Raw genomic sequence first — 19,560 nt, forward strand, 5'->3', positions numbered from 1 at the left:
GTCAAGCTTTAATTTGTAGGTTGGGTGGAGCGCCAGCAGAACCCAACAAAAGCTTACTGCTGTTGGGTTTCACTTCGTTGCACCCAACCTACGCGAACCCTAATTTTTAGGTTTGACGCTACACTAGGGCTAGAAGAATTTTAGGTAGCGCTGAAGTTCCCAATCCGAAATATGGCTGTGGTATTCTTCCCACTCCTGGGTTTTGAACTCGACGTAGGTTTTATACATCAGCGGCCCCATCACCGCTTCGCTGAGGGGGTCGGCGGCAAAGGCGGCGATCGCTTCGCCCAGGGTACGGGGCAGCATGTCAATCCCCATCGTCTCCAGCTCTGCCAGGGAGTAGAGGTACATGTTTTCGCCGTGGGGAGCGCCAGGGTCTAGCCCCTCACGAATGCCTTCTAACCCCGCTGCCAAAATCATTGCGGCTCCCAGGTACAAGTTGGTGGCGATATCGGCGGCACGGCACTCGACCCGACCGCCGCCCATGGGAATGCGCAACATGTTGGTGCGGTTGTTGTTGCCGTAGCAGATGTAGACCGGTGCCCAGGTAAAGCCCGACATGCTGCCCTGGCGCACCAGCCGCTTGTAGCTGTTCACCGTGGGGCAGGTGACGGCGACGATCGCCTTGGCATGCTTGAGCACCCCGGCAATAAACTGGTAGCCCAGCTTGGATAGACCGCAGGGGTCAGTGGCATCTTCAAACAGATTTTGGCCGGTTTCGAGATCCGCCAAAGACATGTTGTAGTGGGCACCGCTGCCGGTTTGGTTGGCGTAGGGCTTGGGCATAAAGCTGGCAAAGTAGCCCTGGGCGCGGGCCAGCTCCTTCACCATCAGGCGAAAGAAGGTGAGGCGATCGGCCATTTTGAGGGCGTCGCAGTAGGTAAAGTCGGTCTCAAACTGGCCCTGGGCGTCTTCGTGGTCAAAGGAGTACACGTCCCAGCCCAGACCGTTCATGGCGCTGACAATGGAGTCGAGAATTTTGTAGTTGTCGAGCACCGTGGGGATGGCGTAGGCGGCCTTGGCCAGGGTGTCGCGATCGCTCACTGGCCCAAACCCAGTCTCGGTGTCTTTGAGAATAAAGAACTCGGTCTCAATGCCCAGATTAAACCGGTAGCCCATCGCCGCCGCCTGGTCTAACACTCGCTTGAGAATGGTGCGGCAGCAGGCCTCATAGGGTTGGCCCACCAGGTGCAGATCGCTGGCAAACCATACGACTTCGGGGTTCCAGGGCAGCACCGTGGCGCTGTCAGGGTCAGGCATGGTGCCCACTTCGTCGTCGTTAATCTCTTGCGGTACGCCGTCGAGGGCCGCGCCGGTAAACAGCTCTGAGCCCTGCATCATGCGATCGAAGTGGTTGAGGGGCACCACCTTGCCTTTGCACAGGCCGTGGATGTCCACAAAGCTGGCCAGGGCATATTTCACGCCCTGCTGTTCTAGGTTGTGCCGCAGGGCTTGCAGCGCCGGGGAAAGCGGCTGAATCTCAGGATAGGCCATGACAAATTCTTCTTAAACTTAAACGACAGGGTTCTCCCCGATCGCAGGGAGAGAAAATTAAACAGCGCTTGCAGATTGGGAAGTAGCCCTTGGCCTCTGCTATTGCAGCAGCGACACTGTCTGGGCTGCGATCGCCACCTGGTCGTACCAAGCATTGGCGAGGGTTTCGGTGAACTGGGCTGAGCGCACCCAATACAACACCAGCTGCTCCCGCAGTTGCTCAAACAGGTAGGGATAGTTAGCCTCGATCCATTCCGTTTTAAAGGCCATCCAGTCCATCACAATCTCTGGGGTGACTTCGGGATGAAACTGCACGCCATAGATGTTAGAACCCAGGCGAAAGGCCTGATTTTTGCAGGTTTCATTGGTGAGCAGCAGCTGGGCCCCGGCAGGCAAATCAAAGGTGTCAAAGTGCCACTGCATCATCGGCATCCCCGCCGGAAAGTCTTGTAGCCAGGGCTCGTCAGCCCCCGACACCGGAAACAGCGGCGTAAACCCTAGCTCGGGCACATCGGCCTGGTAGACCTGGCTGCCAAAGGCGCGGGCAATTAGCTGTGCCCCCAAGCAAATGCCCAGCACGGGCTTACCCAGCTGATGGCATTGACGAATCAGCTGGACAACCCTGGCCAGATGCGGAAAATTCTCGTCGTCACAGGCATTCATCGGCCCCCCCAGCACAATCAGGCCGTCGTAGTCTCCCTGAGGTGGGTTGGTGCGCTGGGGTACTAGCCAGGTGTGCAACCAGGCTCCTTTCGCCTCCAAATACCGCCCCAAAATGCCGACGGGGTCGGCCTCCACATGTTGAACAACCAGAATATTCATAGGGTCAGCCACACCTCTGCGGTATGAAGTCAGGGAACACACTTGCTATTCAGCGCCGCCACCAGTGGGCCTAGCGCCTAACGGGACATAGGACGACTTGTTATATCAAGTTATCCCAGAGTTTTTCAAGATTGGCAAATAACTGGGTTAGGGGGCAGTTTGTCGGTGGGGGCTAGGGTGGGGCGATCGCCTGTCGTCTCTTGGCCCGCCGCTGCTCAGGCAAAGATGCCAGAATAGGCACAAGGTTTCCCCCATCCGTTGCCATGCCAGACACCGCTGTCAATCCCCTGGTTGAGAACATTACGACCCAGCTGCAAACCCTCTCCGTAGAGGATTTACACACCATTCAGGATTTTGTCGACTACCTCGTCTGGAAGCACAGGCCAGTGGAGGAACCAGCACCGAAAAAATCGGCGGAAGCGCTGGCGATCGAGCGCATTCCAGACCTCAATGACCCCACCCAGTGGGTAACCGTCATCGAAGCAGGGGAAGAGGTTGATGTTGATGGGGCATGCCAACGGTTGAGGGAGCGTGGTTTTGAAATCGAGATACCTGGTCAAGAGCCATAGATTGGTAGAAGAGCAGGATCTGGGTGAGTTGACGCCTGAGCTGCTAGAAATTTTTGCGGATATTAGGCAATCTGTGCTGGTTGCAGACCCTTACGGATGCCTAGGATTGCCAAACCATAGTCTCAGGGGTGAGTTGGTCAATCACCACGCTCTGGAAATTGACTGGAACGGAGTGGCCTATCGCCTGGTGTATCGGATCTACGAGACACCGGCACCGAGGCGAGTGGTGATCTTGAGTTTTGCCGAGCATGACCCTGCCTATACCAAGGCCATAGATCGCAAACCCCAGTAACCCCTGATCGGCCTAACGGCTCAGTAATTCTCGCCCAACGCCCCGTATCTCTGGCTACAAAAACGACTTCGCCAGCCTGTTTTACTAGGCTGAAAATTCCGGAGTCGTTGTTATGGTCGGCATGTTGACCCAGGTGCAAAGCCTGGCAGAAAGGGCCAAGGCCCTCGGTATCAAGTTTTTTCTAGTCTCGTACACCGACCTGCTGGGGGGCACCCGAGCCAAACTGGTGCCCGCCTCGCAGATTGCTGGAGTTGAGAAAGACGGCGCATTTTTTTGCTCCTTTGCCTCGAACTTGGGCCTGGGGCCAGAGGCGGCGGAGATCGCCGTGGTGCCCGACCCCAATTCGCTGATTCAGCTGCCCTGGGAACCCACCGTGGGCTGGGTGGCCAGCGATGTGTATTACGAGGGTGAACCCTTCCCCGCCGCGCCGCGCATGATGCTTAACCGGGTGCTCGACCAGGCGACGGCCCTGGGCTACACCTACAAAACCGGGGTCGAGGCCGAATTTTTCTTGCTGCGCCAGACCGAGAAAGGCTACGAAATCGCCGACTCCAAAGACACCGCCGAGCGCCCCTGCTACGACCAGATCAACCTGATGCGCCAGTTTGACCTGATCTCGACCATCGTCACCTACATGGAAGATCTGGGCTGGGGGCCTTACCAGTGCGACCACGAAGACGCCAACGGCCAGTTTGAGCTGAACTGGGCCTATAGCGATGCCAAGACAACCTGCGATCGCCACGTGTTTTTCAAATACATGGTCAAAACCCTGGCCGAGCAGCGGGGCTTTATCGCCACCTTTATGCCCAAGCCCTTTAGCCACATCACCGGCAACGGCGGCCACGTACACAACAGCCTGTGGCAGGGCGACACCAACGCCTTTGCCGAGGGGGCTGACGCGGGCGGGCTGTCTCCCCTGGGCTACCACTTCCTCGGCGGCGTGCTGGCCCACGGCAAAGGGCTCACGGCTCTCTGCGCCCCCACCTGCAACTCCTACCGCCGCCTGGGGGCCAGCACCACTACCTCCGGCAGCACCTGGAGCCCCCGCTACATCTCCTACGGCGGCAACAACCGCTCCCACCTGATCCGCATTCCCGATGTGGGCCGCTTTGAGTGCCGCATGATTGACGGCGCAGTGAACCTATATCTGGCCAGCGCTGGAATTCTGGCCGCTGGGCTAGAGGGCATCCAAAACCAGATCGACCCCGGCCAGCGCATCGACGAAAACTTGTTTGCTCGGGCTGACGAATTCCCCGATTTGCAGACCCTGCCCCACAACCTTTACGAAGCCATGGAAGCGCTCAAGCAAGACGCCCTGCTGATGGACATGATGGGTGACCTAGGAGCAAAAACATTCCTTGAAATGAAAGCCAAGGAGTGGAATGCCTTCAACGCCCAGGTGACGGCGTGGGAGATGGCCCAGTACGTGAATATTTAGAGGGCCGTAGGGGCAAACGGTTGTTTGCCCTGGTGGGTCGTTTGTCTGACGGATCGGCGTGTGACGAGGGTAAGTGGTGGGCAGTGCCCACCCTACGCCTGCAATGGTGTGAGGAGAAATGTTTAAGAGGATGTTTGAAAAGTCTTGCCTCTTGTAGCGAAAGTGAAGATCCCCCTAAATCTCCCTTAAAAAGGGGGGTAAAAGTCCCCCTTTTTAAGGGAGATTTAGGGGGATCGATAGGTAACTAAAGCTACAGCACATCACTTGCCAAACGCCCTCTAATTAAAAACCAGATGTCGGGAAAGTCGAGGTGAGTTCTAGTTTTCAGAAACTTGAGAAGGAACACGCGCTGGCGATTCTTAACTGGCGCTATGTTCCCCCCTATGACTACTACAACTTTGATGCTGATACTATCCACGAGGACTTAGCCTATCTCCTTAACTCAAAAAACGCCTTTTACGCGATTTTGAATCTACGAGGAGATCTCGAAGGCTACTGCTCTTTCGGAACGGATGGCCAGGTACCGGGTGGAGATTACAGTCGTGAAGCCCTTGACATCGGCATGGGAATACGACCAGATTTAGTCGGTCAAGGGTATGGAAAGCATTATGCTCAAGCTGTTTTGGAGTATGCGGTGAAGCAGTATAGGGTACAGCAATTGCGAGTGACTATAGCAGAGTTCAACAAGCGTGCCCAACGAGTGTGGGAGCAGCTAGGATTTGAGCAGGTAGAGAAATTCATCAAAGTTGGAAGTAAAGAAGCATTTGTAATCATGGCTGCAAATATCCATAGGCTAGGGTGATAGCACATTGCTGTGCGGATGCACCCTACAGGTTCTCTTTTCAAGGGCGTAATTCTCGATGAATTCTATCTATACCTATAACTTCCCCACCCGCATTCGCTTTGGGCCGGGGGCAAGGCATGAACTCGCAACTGAACTCACTAACCTGGGAATCCAGCGAGTTTTGATTGTCACTGATAAGGATGTCGCCCAGCTGCCATGGTTTTCAGCTTTAGAAACCTCCCTTGCTGCCTTTGGTGCCGTCACCTTTAGCGGCGTCTGGGGCAACCCGGTGGTCTCTCAGGTCAACGCCGGGGTCGAGGCTTGGAAAGCTCACGGGGCCGACGGCATTGTGGCGGTGGGCGGCGGTGCGCCGATGGATGTGGCCAAGGCGATCGCCCTCATGGCCTACCATCCTGGCCACATCTTCGACTACGAAGACGGCCACAGCACCCGCCTCATCGACCAGCCCATTCCCCCCATTGTCGCCCTCCCCACCACGGCGGGCACCGGCAGCGAAGTGGGCCGCAGCACCGTAATCTCTGACGACAAGACCCACGCCAAAAAAATCATGTTCGACCCGCAATTGCTGCCAAAAGTAGTGCTGGCCGACCCTGAGCTATTGCTAGGGCTACCAGCCAAAATCACCGCTGCTACGGGCATGGACGCGCTAACTCATTTGATTGAGGCGTTTTTGGCCAAGGGGTTTAACCCGCTCTGCGAAGGCATTGCGCTGGAGGGCATTCACCTGGTGGCGCAAAATCTCAAGGCTTGCGTAGATTTTGCCCAGCGACTACGGGACGGCGAAACCTTTGACGAGGCAACGGCGGCGGCCCACCTGGCCGCGCGGGGAGGAATGCTGAATGCGTCAATGATGGGTGCGATCGCCTTTCAAAAGGGCCTTGGCGTCACCCACTCCTGTGCCCACGCCCTATCGACCGTGTTTGACACCCATCACGGGTTAGCCAATGGCATCATGCTGCCGGCTGCCATGCGGTTTAACTTAGCCGCCGCCCCTGAACAATTTTTGCGCATGGCTAGAGTCGTAAAACCAGAATCTACTGATGGACAGGAGTTTGTGGATTGGATTGTAGCGCTGGCAGAGTCGATTGGGATTCCGACCTCGCTGGGGGCCTTGGGGGTGGCTCCCGATGGGCTAGAACCACTGGTGGCGGTGGCGGTCAAAGATGGCTGCCATCCGCTAAACCCTAGACCTGTTACAGAGAAAGACTTTTACGCTATTTACCAGGATGCCTTTTGATCGCGCTGCACTTTGCCATCCAAGCATGGGCATTCCCTAGCCTCAGCAATTCTTGGTATGGCTTCGGGGACTAGAAAAATCGGTCAGGCTGAGCCTGTCGCAGCCGGTTACAGGCCTAGGCGCGGGGGTATGGCCTGCGCCAAGCTCAGGCCCAACGGCAAACGTTCTACAATGAGAATGGCTGTTATTTTTTTGCTAGTCCCTACGGGTCATAGCTGTAGAAGCCACTAGCGACTGCCAAACTATTCGGTAGCGGTCCAGAGCCTACCGCCCCTGAGCCAAACCCATGTTGCAAATCACCAAACGCACCGCCATCCCCCTCAGCGACATTGAGCTGAGTGCCGTTCGCTCGCAAGGGGCCGGTGGCCAAAACGTCAACAAGGTCGCTACGGCCATTCACCTGCGCTTCGACATTCACGCCTCGTCGCTATCGCCCCTCTACAAAGAGCGCCTGCTAAATCTAGGTGACAGCCGCATCACTAAAGACGGTGTCGTCGTCATTAAAGCTCAGCAGCACCGCACCCAGGAACAAAACAAAGCCGACGCCCTCGATCGCCTGGCAGCTTTGGTCAAGAGCATCACCGTGGCGCCTAAACGACGCCAGCCCACTAAGCCTTCCAAAAGCGCTAAGAAAAAACGTCTCGACAGTAAAGTCAAGCGGGGCCAGATCAAGTCTCTACGTGGCAATGTGACCCTGACTTAAGAAAGTGGACATTGACCCACCCCCTCCTCCGGGCACCCCCCAAGGAGGGGGTGGGCGCAAAGAAGCTGGGTTTCTGGAGGGGTTTTACCCCCTCGCCAGAGTGCAGGCCGAGAAACCGGGTTTCTCGGCTAGAGCCTACTCGTAGAGCCAGTTTTGGGCGGCGGGTTCCCAGTTCGCCAGTTCACTGTCGCTAAACCACAGGGCGATCTCAGCCTGGGCAGTCTCAGGTGCGTCGGAGCCGTGGATGATATTGCGGCCAACGGTGACGCCTAGGTCGCCGCGAATGGTGCCGGGGTCTGCTTCCAGGGGCTTGGTGGCACCGATAATTTTGCGGGCTGAGGCGATCACGCCTTCGCCTTCCCACACCATGGCCACCACGGGGCCAGAGGTGATGAAGTCAACCAGACCGGCAAAGAAAGGGCGATCGCGGTGAACGTCGTAGTGCTTCTCGGCTAAATCGCGCGAGACAGCCATAAACTTCATGCCCACCAGCTTAAAGCCCTTGGTCTCAAATCGACCGATGATGTTGCTGATCAGGCCGCGCTGCACGCCATCGGGCTTGATCATCAAAAAGGTGCGTTCCATAGATACCTATTCCTAGTACGTAATAAACCAGAACTGTGGTGAAAGACCTTCACTATGGTCAGAAACGGTGGCCACTTTGTAAAGGATTTGGCCAAAGTTTTATGGTCGAGGTTGAGGGTGAAGAGATTGCCAGGCTAGCCGTCATCTCTGGACCAGACAGGTAGCGCCGCCACCATCCCGTCAACGCCATCTACAGACACCACCGACAGCGACCCTAAGTCGTCCATTTCTCTCATCTAGGTTTAATAGAGCAGCCAAAGGGTGATGTCAGAATAGAGGCAAGACTGCGATCGCAGCTGATGTCCCCTCGATTTTGTCGCCATGGCCTTTTTTCACCCCCGCCCCAGTTGGCAACTGCCCGAGTCTCGGGTCACCGCCGAGGGCGCATTTTGGCGGCGGCGGCGGTTTATGAAATCACTGATTGGAACCGGAGTAGGGTTTGGGGCGGCTGCCTTAGGATCATGCCAGCAGCCTAATCAGGCCAGCGGAGAAGAGCTGGCACAGACCCTGGGGAATCCGCTGGAGGCAGTGCCCAACCCCGCCTTTGCCGACGCCGGGCGCGCCCCTACGGCGCAGATCTACGCCAGCAGCTACAACAACTACTACGAGTTTGGCGGCACCAAAAAAATCTGGCAGAGCGCCCAGGCTTTGCCCACAGACCCTTGGACAGTGGAAGTGGGCGGTTTGGTCAAAAACCCCACCACCTTTGACCTAGACGATCTCACCCAGCGCTTTGACCTAGAAGAGCGTATCTACCGATTCCGCTGTGTCGAGGCCTGGGCCATGGTAGTCCCGTGGATTGGCTTTCCAATGAAGGCGATGATGGCCGTGGTAGAGCCTACCTCAGCGGCTAAATTTGTGCGCTTTACCTCCTTCTACGACCCCCAGGTGACTCCTGGGCCGGGGTTGGGTCTACGGGAACTGCCCTGGCCCTACACCGAGGGCCTGACCGTGGCTGAAATGGCCAACGACCTGGCCTTTTTTGCCGTGGGCATCTATGGGCGCACCCTACCCAAGCAGCACGGTGCCCCCCTGCGCATGGTGGTGCCCTGGAAGTACGGATTTAAGGGAGCTAAGGCAATCGTCAAAGTTGAGTTTGTGGCCGAGCAGCCCGCCACCTACTGGAACACCCTATCTCCCAGAGAATATGGGTTTGAAGCCAATGTAGAGCCCGAGGTGCCCCACCCCCGCTGGTCGCAGGCCAAAGAGCGGCTGGTGGGCGAACCTACAACCCTATTTACCTGGGAAGAACAGCCCACGGTGATCTACAACGGCTATGGGGAATGGGTGGCGGAGTTGTATGGGTAATGGGTGCCACCCATCTAGGCGGCGATCGCGGCCTTCACCGCCACCGCATCTAGATCTTTACCAATCACCACCAGGCGGGTTTGGCGGGGCTCAGCCGCTGCCCAGGGGCGATCAAAAAATGAGTCAAAGCGCTGGCCCACGCCGTGGATGACGAGGCGCATGGCTTTGCCAGGAACGTCTACAAAGCCCTTGATGCGATAGATCTCGTGGGCCGCAGTGAGCTGTTCTAGCCGTTGCACGAGTGCTTTGGGCTCAAACCCCTGGTCGAGCACAATGGGGATGGCAACAATATCGTCGTCGTGGTCATGGTCGTGCTCGTGCTCGTGGTCATGGTGGCTAGGACGGCGATCGAGGTTATCTTCGACAGCGGCGTTAAGTCCTAACAGCAGGTCGGGGCTGATCGCATTGCCAGCCAGGCCTAGCACCTTCACCGAGGTAGGTACTTGGGTAGCGAGCCAGGCTTCTACCCGGCGGCGATCGCCCTCGCTGACCTTATCTACCTTCGTGAGCAGCACCAGGTCAGCACAGTTGAGCTGGTCTTCAAACAGCTCTTCCAGCGGCGTCTCGTGGTCGAGGCTGTCGTCTGCCTGGCGCTGGGCTTCGAGGGCGGGCAGGTCGCCGACCAGGTCACCATGGGCTAGGGCTTCGCAGTCTACCAGGGTGACCACACTATCTACCGTGGCGGCGGTGCGAATCTCGGGCCAGCGGAAGGCCTGCACCAGGGGTTTGGGCAGGGCCAAGCCAGAGGTCTCAATCACGATGCAGTCGATCTGGTCGCGGCGATCGATCAGCTGCTGCATGGTGGGCAAAAACTCTTCCTGCACGGTGCAGCAGAGACAGCCGTTGGTGAGCTCAACAATGTTGGTGGCGGGGTCATCGTCTTCATCGCACACCTGGCAACTGCGCAGCAGGTCACCATCAATGCCCACTTCGCCAAACTCGTTGACCAACACAGCAATGCGCCGCCCCTCCGGGTTTTGCAGCAGCTGGCGAATCAGGGTGGTCTTGCCCGCTCCCAAAAAGCCGGTGACAATGGTGACTGGAATTTTGTGCATAGCCAAATGTAGGGTCGAGAGTTGCCGATCCTCAACCTAGCATGGCCGGGGTCACAGCTGGCCCCATGACAGGCGGACTGAGTTCACGACTTGGAAGGTTAGCCTACAGATCTACTTTGGAGCAGCGCTATCGAGTCTACGGGGGCATCAGCACCTCCAAGACCTCAGCCACAGATTGTCCCTGGTCGAAGCAGGTTTTAGCCAACTGCAACAGCGGTTCTAGGGCTTCGCGGGCAAGACCATAACGATGTTGACCCAGGCTGGGCTGGGCGTCATCGGCCCAGCTAAATCGTTCCGAGGTTTTACCTGCTACGGGAGCTTGGTGCAACAACGACTGCGCTAGGCAACATAAGCAGAAGTGGCGTTTGACCGCTTCCTCGTTGCGCAGCTGAGCCGCTTCGAACCCGGCCACCTGCTTGCAAAACTCATGAAAGACTTCCACCGGCCAACGATAGGTCCAGGTGCGAATAATCCGACCACTCTCCCAACTCAGGGCATCGGTGAGTAGATACCGAGGCGGGTCACTCAAATCGGCCGTTTCATGGACGATGACGAGGCGTTTGCGACCATACTTTTTAAGTCGAACCACTTTGGTAAACGCCCAATAAGGCTTGACTGTGCCGTTGCGAGCCGGGACGGAATAAGGGCGAAAACTCTCGGGGTGCTCGTGGCGCAAGGCGACGGCGACCCGCTCCACCCGTTGCCACTGGTCTTGCCACAGAATCAGGCGGGAGCCTTCTAATTCGCTGACCCAGTGCTTGCCCGTCTGCTCAATGGCTTCGGTCAGGGGACGACACAGCACGCCATTGTCAAAGGCATAGGGAGCATTGGGAAACTGCCCTTCGGCCTCGATCTGTTGCACCAACTCGACCGCCATCTCCGTGCGTTTGCGGTAGGCCAATCGGTTCTTCTGGTAGTGCAACAACTCCACCAATCGCTGCTGCACCTGTGCCATCTCCTCGTAACTCTCTTGAGCCGTCATTTCCAGATACGCCATCTCCTCGGCTTGATAGTTGGGAAACTGGACGTCCACGGCTAGCCCGTCTACCCGACGATTGGCCACCGCTGCGGTCATCACCGTCTGATAGCGGCTCATCCGCTTCTCCACATATTCATAGGAGCGCTTTACCCCGTAGATCTGCTCGCTCCGCTCATGATGGGCAAAGGTCCAGTCAATGCTGATGACCTCAGGGCCGTGACCCTGGTGCTGCTGGCTAACCGTCGCTCGATGCTGCATCATCAAGCGCTCTCGATCCCATCCCGACTCAAACACCGCTTCATGCATCGCCCGACGGCTGACTGCTGCTCCTGGCGGAAACACCCACTGGCTGTGAATCCCCTGCAAGGTCTTATTCGCACTCAGCAATAGCCCACTGATATAGCGACTAACGTGCTCAAAGCCCGTATCTCGGCAGAACACAGACCGATAGGCGGCCATGCCCTGGGCAATTGCTTTCGGTATCCCAACTAACGGCCACATGGTCAGGCCTCATGCAGATGAATCCCTTAATCTTGGATCCAATTCTCAGTGATGGCACATTAACCTTCCAAGTCGTGTGAGTTACCGATGGCAAGATGACGGGCAAACGGTGTTTACCCGAGGGCGATCGCAGGCTAGGATTTCCTCTTAATCGTCGGCGCGATCGAGCTGCTGCTGAAGCTGGGTCAAAGCAGCCCAGCGGTGGTCTATAGGGTTGGCAGCGGCGGTGCGGCTGAGATCTATACCAGCACAGTCTTCGTCGCAGATCTGAGGCTGGGGTAGGGCCAAACAGATCTGCTCATAGATCCAGCTTGCGGGGCAAAAGTGGCCATTGGGGGGCAGAGTCTCAAACAGGTCGTCGACTGAGACTTCGCGCTCTAGGGGCAGGGTGGCGGGGTCGGGCTCATGCTCTAGCCAGATCAGCTCTTGGGGGGCGATCGCGATTCGGTGGTTATAGGCCTGCAGGCAGCGATCGCAGGTCAGCGTCACAATCGTCTCGGCCCTGGCCCTGACTTCCAGGTAGGTGCCCTGATGAATAACCGTCAGCTCGCCCCTCACCGGGGTCAGGGTTTCTAAATCAGCCAGGTGGGTATCGAGATCGACGGTGAGCGTTTTCTCAAACCGCTGTAGCAGATGGGGAATGTAGACTTTATCCACTGGTCATGCCTCCCATGACTCACACTGTCGATATTGAGACCAGAGCAGAAGCTATAGCATTTCCATAGACCGCAACCCACGTCTCGACTTAAATAGCATTTGGCTCAGGCCGAGCCAGGATGGAGCTAGGTCTCAGCGGTAGGATCTTGACCCGCCAAGCACACCACCAGGCGGCGGTCAGGCTCTCGGCCTCGGCTAAAGGTGGCCAACCCCTCGTGGGCCGACATAAAGTGATGCATCTGCCGCCGCTCAGCGGAGGATAGCCCCTTCATCTCGTACTCTTCGCCGCTGGCTAGCACTCGTTCAGCAGCAGTTGCAGCCATGGCTTTAAGTTCTTCTAGGCGTTTGGCCCGATAGCCCGCCAGCTCAATGGTGTAGGCCTGCTGCTGCTCTTGCTCTTTGCCAAGATTCAGCGTGGTGTTGGCCAAGTACTGAATCGAGTCGAGCACTGCACCGCTTTCGCCAATCAACGCCTGCACCTGTTCGGAAGACAGGGGCGCTTCGGCGATGGTGAGCCAGCAGCTTTGGCCAGACTCATCTTCGACCTGGTGGGCGGTTACGGTAGAGGTTAGCCCCTGCATAGTCAGCAGGGTGGTTAACCAACTCACGCCAGCGGTGGCAGCATCGGTGGCCATGGTCTATGCCTTTTTCTTCTTGCTACGCCCCGGTTCAAAGGGCAAGGTCTGGCGGTCGTCTTCGGTTTGAGTCTGGGAGTCAACAATCTTTTGCAGATTCTCGGGCAGAGGCTCTCGAGAGAGAATGAAGGTTTGTAGGGTCTGAAAGATGTTGGCAATCAACATATACATCAGCACCCCGGCGGGCAGCGGGAAGAACAAAAACATGCCGGAAAAAATCAGCGGCGTGAACTTGTTCACAGCATCCTGCTGAGGATTATCGCTTTTGGCATTTTGCCCTGAGAGCACCTGGTTGAGGTAAAGACTGGCCCCAAAGCCCAGGATCATCACCAAAATATCCCAGTGGATGGCACCGTCTTCACCGGTCACACCGATGCGGCCCAGGGCTTTGATGAATAGAAAGCCTTTGTTGGCCGCCAGGCCGGGAGCCTGTACCCGCACGGTGGCTTCACCAGGGGCGATCGCCGTTAGATGGCCCGCTTCATCGACAGTAACAACGTTCTCGCCTTTAACGATTTCCCACTTGGGCTGATAGCTGGTGACGTCTTCGTTGTATTCGGCCACCAGCGACTCAATGGTTTGACCTTCGGCGGTTTGCAGGCGCACGTCGGTCTTTTCGCCCACAACTAGCTTATTGCCACCGGGCACCACCGCCGAGATAGGAAAGTGCGACCCGTCAGAGATGTAAATCGCCTTGGGCGGAGTGCTAAAAATCTGAGGCTGAATTTGCTCGATCTGCTCCTGGGGAAAGACCTGAACGTTGACGTCGTAGTTGATGTCAGAGAACGGCGACCCCCGCAGGGTAGCAAACAGCGCAAAGAGAATAGGCATTTGCAGCAGCACCGGAAAGCAACCCGCCAGGGGGTTGCCAAACTCTTTGTAAACCCCGCTCATCTCTTCTTGGAGCTTAGTCGGGTTGTCTTTGTAGCGATCTTGGATTTCTTTGACGCGCTTTTGCATCAGGGGCTGGGCCACCTTCATGCGGCGCATGTTGCGAATAGAGCCAGCATTGAGGGGGTAGAGGGCAAACCGAATGACCAGGGTAAGGGCCACGATGGCCAACCCGTAGCTGGGCACGATCCCGTAGAAAAAATCTAGGATCGGCAACATGATGTTGTTGGTCAGAAATCCAATTCCAAAATCCATGGGCGCTAGAACCCTGCTAGAGGGGATACGACGTTGACTGCTCAGTTAACTAATCTACCCCATTGCCGGGGAGGCAAGCCGCCCCGACCGGTTGGGATTGCCGTAGCAGATCCGCTAGCTGGCTTTGCCGATGGAGCCGCTGACGGCTTGAGCGGTGGGGGAAATGCGCTCGTTGATGTAGTCGTAAACCTCACGAAACCGAGGCATAGAGCGCAGTTCTAGGCGGCTGCCGTCTTTGAGGGTAACTACCATGTCGCCCCACAGGCCAAGCCCTCGGGGCACCGTGACGATTTTACTGATTTCGTTGTAGATCAGATCGGTGCGATCGCGCCCTTGCCAGCCCCCGGTCACCGAGATGCGGCGGCTAGTAATGCGATAGCGCAGCCACAGGGCACGGGTAATGGCCCCCACCGTGAGGGGCAGACAAATAATGGTAAAACCCAGCAGAATATTGATGATCAAGTCGCCAATGTGGGGGCCACCTTCGTAGAACACGTCCTCACGGATGCCCATGGATTACCTCTAGCTTGGTGAACAACTGCTCTAATTCTCGCAAAAATTCGGCATATTCGCACTGGGTGGCCTCGGGTCGGAGGTTAATGACGACCCAAAGGTTGGGGCAAATCTGGGGCAACAGGGTTCTCAGGGCCGCTCGCACCTGCCGCTTGAGACGATTGCGCACCACCGCCCGTTTATGCACCTTGAGGCTGACCACAACACCCATTTGGGTGGCCGATGCCGGAGCGGCGGCGCTAGAGCTTGTCGGCAGCGACCAGACGCGCACGACCAAGTGGGCCGATACAGCTTTTCTGCCCTGCCGATAGACCTGGGAAAAATCTCGCGATCGCCGTAGCCGATTGTGCTTAGATAACACTGCCCGATTTCTCCAATCGCGACAATATCCCTGGTGCCAAGCCTAGCCCAGGGATATTGATTTGCCAGATTGTGGCTGCGCTAAGGTAGCCCCAGCCGCCCTAAGGCTAGACAGCCAGTTTTGCCCGCCCCTTGCGGCGACGAGCCTTAATCACCTCTTGACCGGTGTAAGAGCGCATGCGAGCGCGAAACCCGGAGGTTCGCTTTTGCTTGCGGTTGGTGCCCTCTAGGGTGCGCTTGCTCATGGCTTAGCCTCTCTGCCTGTTTCTGCTAAAAAGTCACGGTCTAATATCGTAGCATCAATTGACCGTAACCCTATCGACGCTGATTGGTGTCCGAGGCAATTTCCATCGGCCAGGTGCCGACGTACTGATTGATCACGTCGCCCTGGTACATCATCCGCAGGTTGAAGTAGTGGTAGCCATAGCGGCGGGGGTTGCGCACATTGGAGAAGACCACCACTAACCCAGTGTTGGCAGGGATTGGCTCCTCGGGGATGAGTTCAATGCGATTTTCGTCTTCAATGAGGTCAACCACCTTGAGCGGAATTGTTTCTCCGCCCCGCCAGTCACCAACGCGCAGCTCGATCTGATCGGCATTGATGCGCCCGCCAATTTCGGTAAAGGCTTCGGGGTAGTCGATTTCGAGAGAAATAACATCGCGGGGCAGCTTCGTGCGCTGCACGTTGAGGTAGTAGCGGCTGTTGGTGCTGTAGGGAATGTTGGCGTCAATGTAGTAGGGCAGTCGATACTCAGCGTCGACGCCGCCAAATATAGTTAGCCCACTTTGGGCGACGCTGGGCTGGGGCAGGGCGGTGCTGAGACTAACAGCAACCGCCAAGGTGGTCAGCCCCAGGGCGGCAAATTTTAAGGATTGCTTGAGGAATGTCATGGTGTACCTCCAATGAAAACTATCTGGCCGGGTAGCTTGGGGCAACCAATCTAGGCCACTCACCACAATAGACCCAAGCGCCACAGGGAGCCTATTGATCTGTGCCAGTGGTGCAACCGGGCCGATAGAGCCGCTCTAAAATTGAGGGCAAACAGCCCAGATTGGGCTATTCGGCCAGTCTGCACAGGTTCACATCCTATCATTTTGCTGAGGCAGGACAGGGGGCATCAGTCGCCATCGTCGTCAATGATGGCGTTGCGATCGAGCAGCAGCAGGGTGCGCAGCTGGTCGGTGTCAAACTCGGTGAGCCAGCCTTCACCGGCGCTGACCACCTGCTCCGAGAGGGCCTTTTTGCTCTCGATCATCTCGTGGATGCGCTCTTCTAAGGTGCCGGTGGTGACAAACTTATGCACCTGCACGTTGCGGGTCTGGCCAATGCGAAAGGCGCGGTCGGTAGCCTGGTTTTCGATCGCCGGGTTCCACCAGCGATCGTAGTGGAAGACGTGGTTGGCGCGGGTGAGGTTGAGGCCGACGCCCCCCGCCTTCAGCGAGAGAATGAACAGCCTGGGGGCGGCAGGGTCGTTTTGAAAGCGATCGACCATAGCCTCGCGCTGCTTTTGGCTGGTGCTGCCGTAGAGAAACAGCGCTTCCTGGCCCAGGTATGATTGCAGGTGGCGCTGGAGCAGCTTGCCCCACTCGGCAAACTGGGTAAAGATCAGGGCGCGATCGCCCTCCGCAATCACTTCTTCCAGCATTTCGTCGAGCCGCTGCAGCTTGCCCGATCGCCCCTTTAACCCCAGGCTGGGCTCTTGGAGAAACTGGGCCGGGTGGTTGCAAATCTGCTTGAGCTTGGTCAGCAGGGCAAGAATCTGGCCCTTGCGCTGCACCCCGGTGGCGTCATCCAGGGTTTCGAGGGCGGCATCGACGGTCTGCTGGTAGAGGTTGGCCTGCTCGGCAGACAGGCCGCAGTAGACGCTCATCTCCTGCTTGTCGGGCAGGTCTTGAATGATGCTGCGATCGGTCTTGAGGCGGCGCAAAATGAACGGCTGCACCAGCCCCTTCAGCGCCCGGAGAGAAGCCACATCGCCGTAGCGCTCGATGGGGGTGGCAAACCGCCGCTGAAAGAAATTCTTGGGTCCCAGGTAGCCGGGGTTGAGAAAGTCCATGATTGACCACAGCTCGCCGAGGCGATTTTCTACCGGGGTGCCGGTCAGCGCTATGCGAAACTGGGCCTCGATCTGGCGGGCCGCTTTGGATTGCTTGGCGTCGGAGTTTTTGATGTTTTGGGCTTCGTCGAGCACCAGGCACTGCCAACTCACCGACTGAAGGGGCTTGAGGTCGCGGTAGAGCAGGGCATAGCTGGTGATCACCAGGTGCTTGCCTTCGGTGGCCTTAGCGAAGCTGCTGCCGCGCGGGCGGCGATCGCCGTGGTGCAGCATGACCTTGAGCTTGGGGGCAAACCGCTTGACTTCTTTTTCCCAGTTGCCCAGCACCGAGGTGGGACACACCAGCAGCACCGGGGTCTCGAGCCAGTCGTTGTCTTGCAGGTAGAGCAAAAAGGCGATCAGCTGAATGGTTTTGCCCAGGCCCATGTCGTCCGCCAGGCAGGCCCCCAGACCCCACTGTTCTAAGAAGGCTAGCCACGACACCCCTCGCGCCTGGTAGGGCCGCAGGGTGCCCTTAAAGCCTCTGGGGGCCTCCATTTCGGCCAGAGTTTGGTTGCCGGTGGTGAGGGTTTCGATCAGGGTTTGTAGCGCCCCGGTGGCTTCAAAGCTGACTACGGGCAGCTTGTCGATTAGCTGGGTGTCGCCAGTACTGATGCGCAGGGCGTCCTCCACCGACAGGGGAGTGGCGGTCTTTTGACCCGCGAGAAACTGCCGCGCGGCCTTCACATCCTGGGGCTTCAGCTCTACCCAGCGACCGTTGATTTCGACTAAGGGCGAGCCCTGGTTGATCAGCTGCTCAAACTCGGCAGCGGAGAGGGTTTCACCTGCGATCGACAGCTCCCAGCGAAAGTTGAGCAGGCTCTTGAGGCCCAGCCGCTGGCGCTGTTTTTGAGGCGGCACCTCAGCATGCACCTTGAGGCCCAGTCGTCCAGAGCCATCGTCGGCAGTTGGGGTGAGGCCTGGGGGAAACTCAACTTCGACCCCGTTATCTTGCAGCTGCCAGGCCGACGCCTTGATGAACTGGTAGGCCTGAATGGGTTCGAGGTCGCAGTGGGTGGGGTGCTGCTGGCGCAGACTCTCGCGAATGGGGTCGTAGAGCCGCGCCGCTCGCCCCAGCCCCGCTAAAAGAGTCTCCTGAGGAGAGGGAAGGATAGCCCCCTGGTGGTGTAGCTCAGCGACCGGATGCTGCCAGATCAGCTCGGCCTCTACCCGCCAGTCAGGGTTAGCTGCCGACTGGAGCTGATAGCGCAGTTGCCACGGCTGGTCGATGGCAGGAGGCGGCTGTAGCACCAGCCGCAGGCGAAACTGGCGGGCGGGGTCTGCGGCTAGGCTCTGGAGGGGTGTCGTCCAGGTGGTGAGGGCCTCTTGCAGACGGGCGGCTGACGCCGTGCTGGCCTCAAGGGTACTAACGGGTTGGCTGAGGGCCTGGAGCCAGGGCTGAAGGGGAAGCTCTTTGCTGAGGTTGGCCAGGCTGTTAGAAGGCTGAGCCTGAGCCACTTGGCGTACTTGATAATCAACCAGCGCCGCCAGCACCCCCAGCAACAACGGCTGCGGGTCGAGCAGCGGAAAGCCGCAGGCGAGGGGAAGCTCACCCTTGGCGATCGCAGGCAGATGGGTGCGGCAAACCAGGGGCATAGCCAGCGAGAAATGCCGCAGCCGCTCTTGGTCGGGGGCGCTGTCGAGCAGGGGCTGCCAGTGGGCCGCTAGGGTTTGGCTAGTGAGCTCTATCTGAGGCAAAAACTTGCCCCGCGCCAGCAAGTTTAAAGCCCAGCGGCCAATGTGACCCCAGTAGCGCAGGTCATCCCCCAGTTCGCCCGGCCCCGTGACCGTGTGCTGTCCCAGGGGCAGAGCCATTAGAATTGGCAAAAAGTCGGCTACTTCTAGATACCAGCCCTGAGCTTGCCAGGGATGCAGCACCGCATCGAGCCCTGGCTCAGCCTCGGCAGAAGCCTCGATGCGGGCAGAATGAACGGGCACCAGGGCATCGACCACGAGCTGAGCGGGCAGAGGCAGGGTCAATTCTCCCCAGACCGGGCCAGCGGCTGATCGAGGGCCTGATTTGGTTCGCTGCGATCGCCGCCCACCGCCGCTCGCTTTGGCGACCCCTTTTCCCGATGCCACCGCCACTTCCGTCAGGGCAGTCGGAAAAAGCTCGCTGTTCGCTGCCGCCGTGCGCCCCAATAGCTGTTTTTGTAGAGCCGTGAGCACCTGGGCCAGGTCAGACTGGGCCAGGGCATAGGGGTGACGGTGGGTGCCATCCCAAGCCGCTAGACCCCCGGGTGGGAGCGGCTGCCAGGCTTCGGCCCAGAGAAAAAAACGCTGCGTCTGGGGAACCCAGCTGACGTGTAGTATTGCCATTGCCCTGTATCTACGACTTGCTCAAAGGATGAAAGGTATAGGAAGC

20 protein-coding genes are annotated in these 19,560 nt (G+C 57.9%); 7 read left to right on the forward strand and 13 right to left on the reverse strand.

What is annotated here, in order from left to right:
- Window positions 1–129: 129 nt before the first annotated feature.
- Both glnT (AC0QKW_RS01130) and AC0QKW_RS01135 read right to left on the reverse strand, forming a co-directional pair.
- Window positions 130–1,494 carry a type III glutamate--ammonia ligase gene (gene glnT, locus AC0QKW_RS01130; RefSeq protein ID WP_473149229.1) on the reverse strand — a complete coding sequence of 455 codons (1,365 nt, stop codon included), beginning with the start codon at window positions 1,492–1,494 and terminating at the stop codon, window positions 130–132.
- A gap of 99 nt (window positions 1,495–1,593) precedes the next feature.
- Window positions 1,594–2,316 carry a type 1 glutamine amidotransferase gene (locus tag AC0QKW_RS01135; RefSeq protein WP_473149230.1) on the reverse strand — a complete coding sequence of 241 codons (723 nt, stop codon included), beginning with the start codon at window positions 2,314–2,316 and terminating at the stop codon, window positions 1,594–1,596.
- A gap of 263 nt (window positions 2,317–2,579) precedes the next feature.
- Here AC0QKW_RS01135 and AC0QKW_RS01140 point away from each other — a divergent pair, with 263 nt between their 5' ends.
- From AC0QKW_RS01140 to arfB, 6 genes are all read left to right on the forward strand, one after another.
- On the forward strand, window positions 2,580–2,885 hold the full coding sequence (locus AC0QKW_RS01140) for a hypothetical protein (protein WP_473149231.1): 306 nt from the start codon (window positions 2,580–2,582) through the stop codon (window positions 2,883–2,885).
- A gap of 106 nt (window positions 2,886–2,991) precedes the next feature.
- A complete protein-coding gene (locus tag AC0QKW_RS01145; protein WP_473149232.1) occupies window positions 2,992–3,177 on the forward strand; it encodes a hypothetical protein in 186 nt (61 codons plus the stop codon).
- Window positions 3,178–3,289: 112 nt separating this feature from the next.
- Window positions 3,290–4,615, forward strand: a complete 1,326-nt coding sequence (glnT, locus tag AC0QKW_RS01150; RefSeq protein ID WP_473149233.1) for a type III glutamate--ammonia ligase — start codon at window positions 3,290–3,292, stop codon at window positions 4,613–4,615.
- A gap of 310 nt (window positions 4,616–4,925) precedes the next feature.
- Entirely contained in the window at window positions 4,926–5,417 is a 492-nt protein-coding gene (locus AC0QKW_RS01155; protein ID WP_473149234.1) for a GNAT family N-acetyltransferase, read from the forward strand.
- Window positions 5,418–5,475: 58 nt separating this feature from the next.
- Entirely contained in the window at window positions 5,476–6,657 is a 1,182-nt protein-coding gene (locus tag AC0QKW_RS01160) for an iron-containing alcohol dehydrogenase (RefSeq protein WP_473149235.1), read from the forward strand.
- A gap of 286 nt (window positions 6,658–6,943) precedes the next feature.
- Window positions 6,944–7,360 carry an alternative ribosome rescue aminoacyl-tRNA hydrolase ArfB gene (arfB, locus tag AC0QKW_RS01165; protein WP_473149236.1) on the forward strand — a complete coding sequence of 139 codons (417 nt, stop codon included), beginning with the start codon at window positions 6,944–6,946 and terminating at the stop codon, window positions 7,358–7,360.
- Between the two features lie 135 nt (window positions 7,361–7,495).
- On the opposite strand, the gene ndk is transcribed toward arfB, so the two are convergent.
- On the reverse strand, window positions 7,496–7,945 hold the full coding sequence (ndk, locus tag AC0QKW_RS01170; RefSeq protein WP_473149237.1) for a nucleoside-diphosphate kinase: 450 nt from the start codon (window positions 7,943–7,945) through the stop codon (window positions 7,496–7,498).
- 321 nt (window positions 7,946–8,266) lie between these two features.
- Between ndk and msrP the strand changes: the two genes are divergently transcribed.
- Window positions 8,267–9,253: a protein-methionine-sulfoxide reductase catalytic subunit MsrP gene (gene msrP / locus AC0QKW_RS01175; protein WP_473149238.1), complete on the forward strand. Its 987-nt coding sequence runs from the start codon at window positions 8,267–8,269 to the stop codon at window positions 9,251–9,253.
- A gap of 14 nt (window positions 9,254–9,267) precedes the next feature.
- Here the strand turns inward: msrP and cobW are convergent, their stop codons facing one another.
- From cobW to AC0QKW_RS01225, 10 genes are all read right to left on the reverse strand, one after another.
- The gene (gene cobW, locus AC0QKW_RS01180; protein WP_473149239.1) at window positions 9,268–10,308 is read right to left on the reverse strand and encodes a cobalamin biosynthesis protein CobW; all 1,041 of its coding nucleotides are present in this window, start codon (window positions 10,306–10,308) and stop codon (window positions 9,268–9,270) included.
- Window positions 10,309–10,444: 136 nt separating this feature from the next.
- Window positions 10,445–11,788 (reverse strand): transposase family protein, encoded by a 1,344-nt coding sequence (locus tag AC0QKW_RS01185; protein ID WP_473149240.1) that lies wholly within the window; start codon window positions 11,786–11,788, stop codon window positions 10,445–10,447.
- Window positions 11,789–11,935: 147 nt separating this feature from the next.
- On the reverse strand, window positions 11,936–12,445 hold the full coding sequence (locus AC0QKW_RS01190) for a YceD family protein (protein ID WP_473149241.1): 510 nt from the start codon (window positions 12,443–12,445) through the stop codon (window positions 11,936–11,938).
- 125 nt (window positions 12,446–12,570) lie between these two features.
- Window positions 12,571–13,080, reverse strand: coding sequence for a Jag family protein (locus tag AC0QKW_RS01195; protein WP_473149242.1), 510 nt, complete (start codon window positions 13,078–13,080; stop codon window positions 12,571–12,573).
- A gap of 3 nt (window positions 13,081–13,083) precedes the next feature.
- On the reverse strand, window positions 13,084–14,226 hold the full coding sequence (yidC, locus tag AC0QKW_RS01200; RefSeq protein ID WP_473149243.1) for a membrane protein insertase YidC: 1,143 nt from the start codon (window positions 14,224–14,226) through the stop codon (window positions 13,084–13,086).
- Between the two features lie 114 nt (window positions 14,227–14,340).
- Window positions 14,341–14,739 carry a PH domain-containing protein gene (locus AC0QKW_RS01205; RefSeq protein WP_473149244.1) on the reverse strand — a complete coding sequence of 133 codons (399 nt, stop codon included), beginning with the start codon at window positions 14,737–14,739 and terminating at the stop codon, window positions 14,341–14,343.
- Window positions 14,726–15,100 (reverse strand): ribonuclease P protein component, encoded by a 375-nt coding sequence (gene rnpA / locus AC0QKW_RS01210; RefSeq protein WP_473149245.1) that lies wholly within the window; start codon window positions 15,098–15,100, stop codon window positions 14,726–14,728. The genes AC0QKW_RS01205 and rnpA overlap by 14 nt, the downstream gene beginning before the upstream one ends.
- Before the next feature lie 106 nt (window positions 15,101–15,206).
- The gene (gene rpmH, locus AC0QKW_RS01215) at window positions 15,207–15,344 is read right to left on the reverse strand and encodes a 50S ribosomal protein L34 (RefSeq protein WP_073608271.1); all 138 of its coding nucleotides are present in this window, start codon (window positions 15,342–15,344) and stop codon (window positions 15,207–15,209) included.
- Between the two features lie 70 nt (window positions 15,345–15,414).
- The gene (locus AC0QKW_RS01220; protein ID WP_473149246.1) at window positions 15,415–15,990 is read right to left on the reverse strand and encodes a DUF2808 domain-containing protein; all 576 of its coding nucleotides are present in this window, start codon (window positions 15,988–15,990) and stop codon (window positions 15,415–15,417) included.
- Window positions 15,991–16,217: 227 nt separating this feature from the next.
- Window positions 16,218–19,514, reverse strand: coding sequence for a DEAD/DEAH box helicase (locus tag AC0QKW_RS01225; protein ID WP_473149247.1), 3,297 nt, complete (start codon window positions 19,512–19,514; stop codon window positions 16,218–16,220).
- Window positions 19,515–19,560 lie beyond the last annotated feature (46 nt).

It is taken from the genome of Pseudanabaena sp. PCC 9330, assembly GCF_055795045.1.

Excerpts from the sequence above, each read along its gene's own strand:
- AC0QKW_RS01140 (WP_473149231.1), top strand. The coding sequence starts at position 2,580 with ATGCCAGACACCGCTGTCAATCCCCTGGTTGAGAACATTACGACCCAG.
- AC0QKW_RS01195 (WP_473149242.1), bottom strand. The coding sequence starts at position 13,080 with ATGGCCACCGATGCTGCCACCGCTGGCGTGAGTTGGTTAACCACCCTG.
- AC0QKW_RS01185 (WP_473149240.1), bottom strand. The coding sequence starts at position 11,788 with ATGTGGCCGTTAGTTGGGATACCGAAAGCAATTGCCCAGGGCATGGCC.
- msrP (WP_473149238.1), top strand. The coding sequence starts at position 8,267 with ATGGCCTTTTTTCACCCCCGCCCCAGTTGGCAACTGCCCGAGTCTCGG.
- glnT (WP_473149229.1), bottom strand. The coding sequence starts at position 1,494 with ATGGCCTATCCTGAGATTCAGCCGCTTTCCCCGGCGCTGCAAGCCCTG.
- AC0QKW_RS01135 (WP_473149230.1), bottom strand. The coding sequence starts at position 2,316 with ATGAATATTCTGGTTGTTCAACATGTGGAGGCCGACCCCGTCGGCATT.
- glnT (WP_473149233.1), top strand. The coding sequence starts at position 3,290 with ATGGTCGGCATGTTGACCCAGGTGCAAAGCCTGGCAGAAAGGGCCAAG.
- ndk (WP_473149237.1), bottom strand. The coding sequence starts at position 7,945 with ATGGAACGCACCTTTTTGATGATCAAGCCCGATGGCGTGCAGCGCGGC.
- AC0QKW_RS01205 (WP_473149244.1), bottom strand. The coding sequence starts at position 14,739 with ATGGGCATCCGTGAGGACGTGTTCTACGAAGGTGGCCCCCACATTGGC.
- AC0QKW_RS01225 (WP_473149247.1), bottom strand. The coding sequence starts at position 19,514 with ATGGCAATACTACACGTCAGCTGGGTTCCCCAGACGCAGCGTTTTTTT.
- yidC (WP_473149243.1), bottom strand. The coding sequence starts at position 14,226 with ATGGATTTTGGAATTGGATTTCTGACCAACAACATCATGTTGCCGATC.
- arfB (WP_473149236.1), top strand. The coding sequence starts at position 6,944 with ATGTTGCAAATCACCAAACGCACCGCCATCCCCCTCAGCGACATTGAG.
- cobW (WP_473149239.1), bottom strand. The coding sequence starts at position 10,308 with ATGCACAAAATTCCAGTCACCATTGTCACCGGCTTTTTGGGAGCGGGC.
- AC0QKW_RS01160 (WP_473149235.1), top strand. The coding sequence starts at position 5,476 with ATGAATTCTATCTATACCTATAACTTCCCCACCCGCATTCGCTTTGGG.
- AC0QKW_RS01220 (WP_473149246.1), bottom strand. The coding sequence starts at position 15,990 with ATGACATTCCTCAAGCAATCCTTAAAATTTGCCGCCCTGGGGCTGACC.
- rpmH (WP_073608271.1), bottom strand. The coding sequence starts at position 15,344 with ATGAGCAAGCGCACCCTAGAGGGCACCAACCGCAAGCAAAAGCGAACC.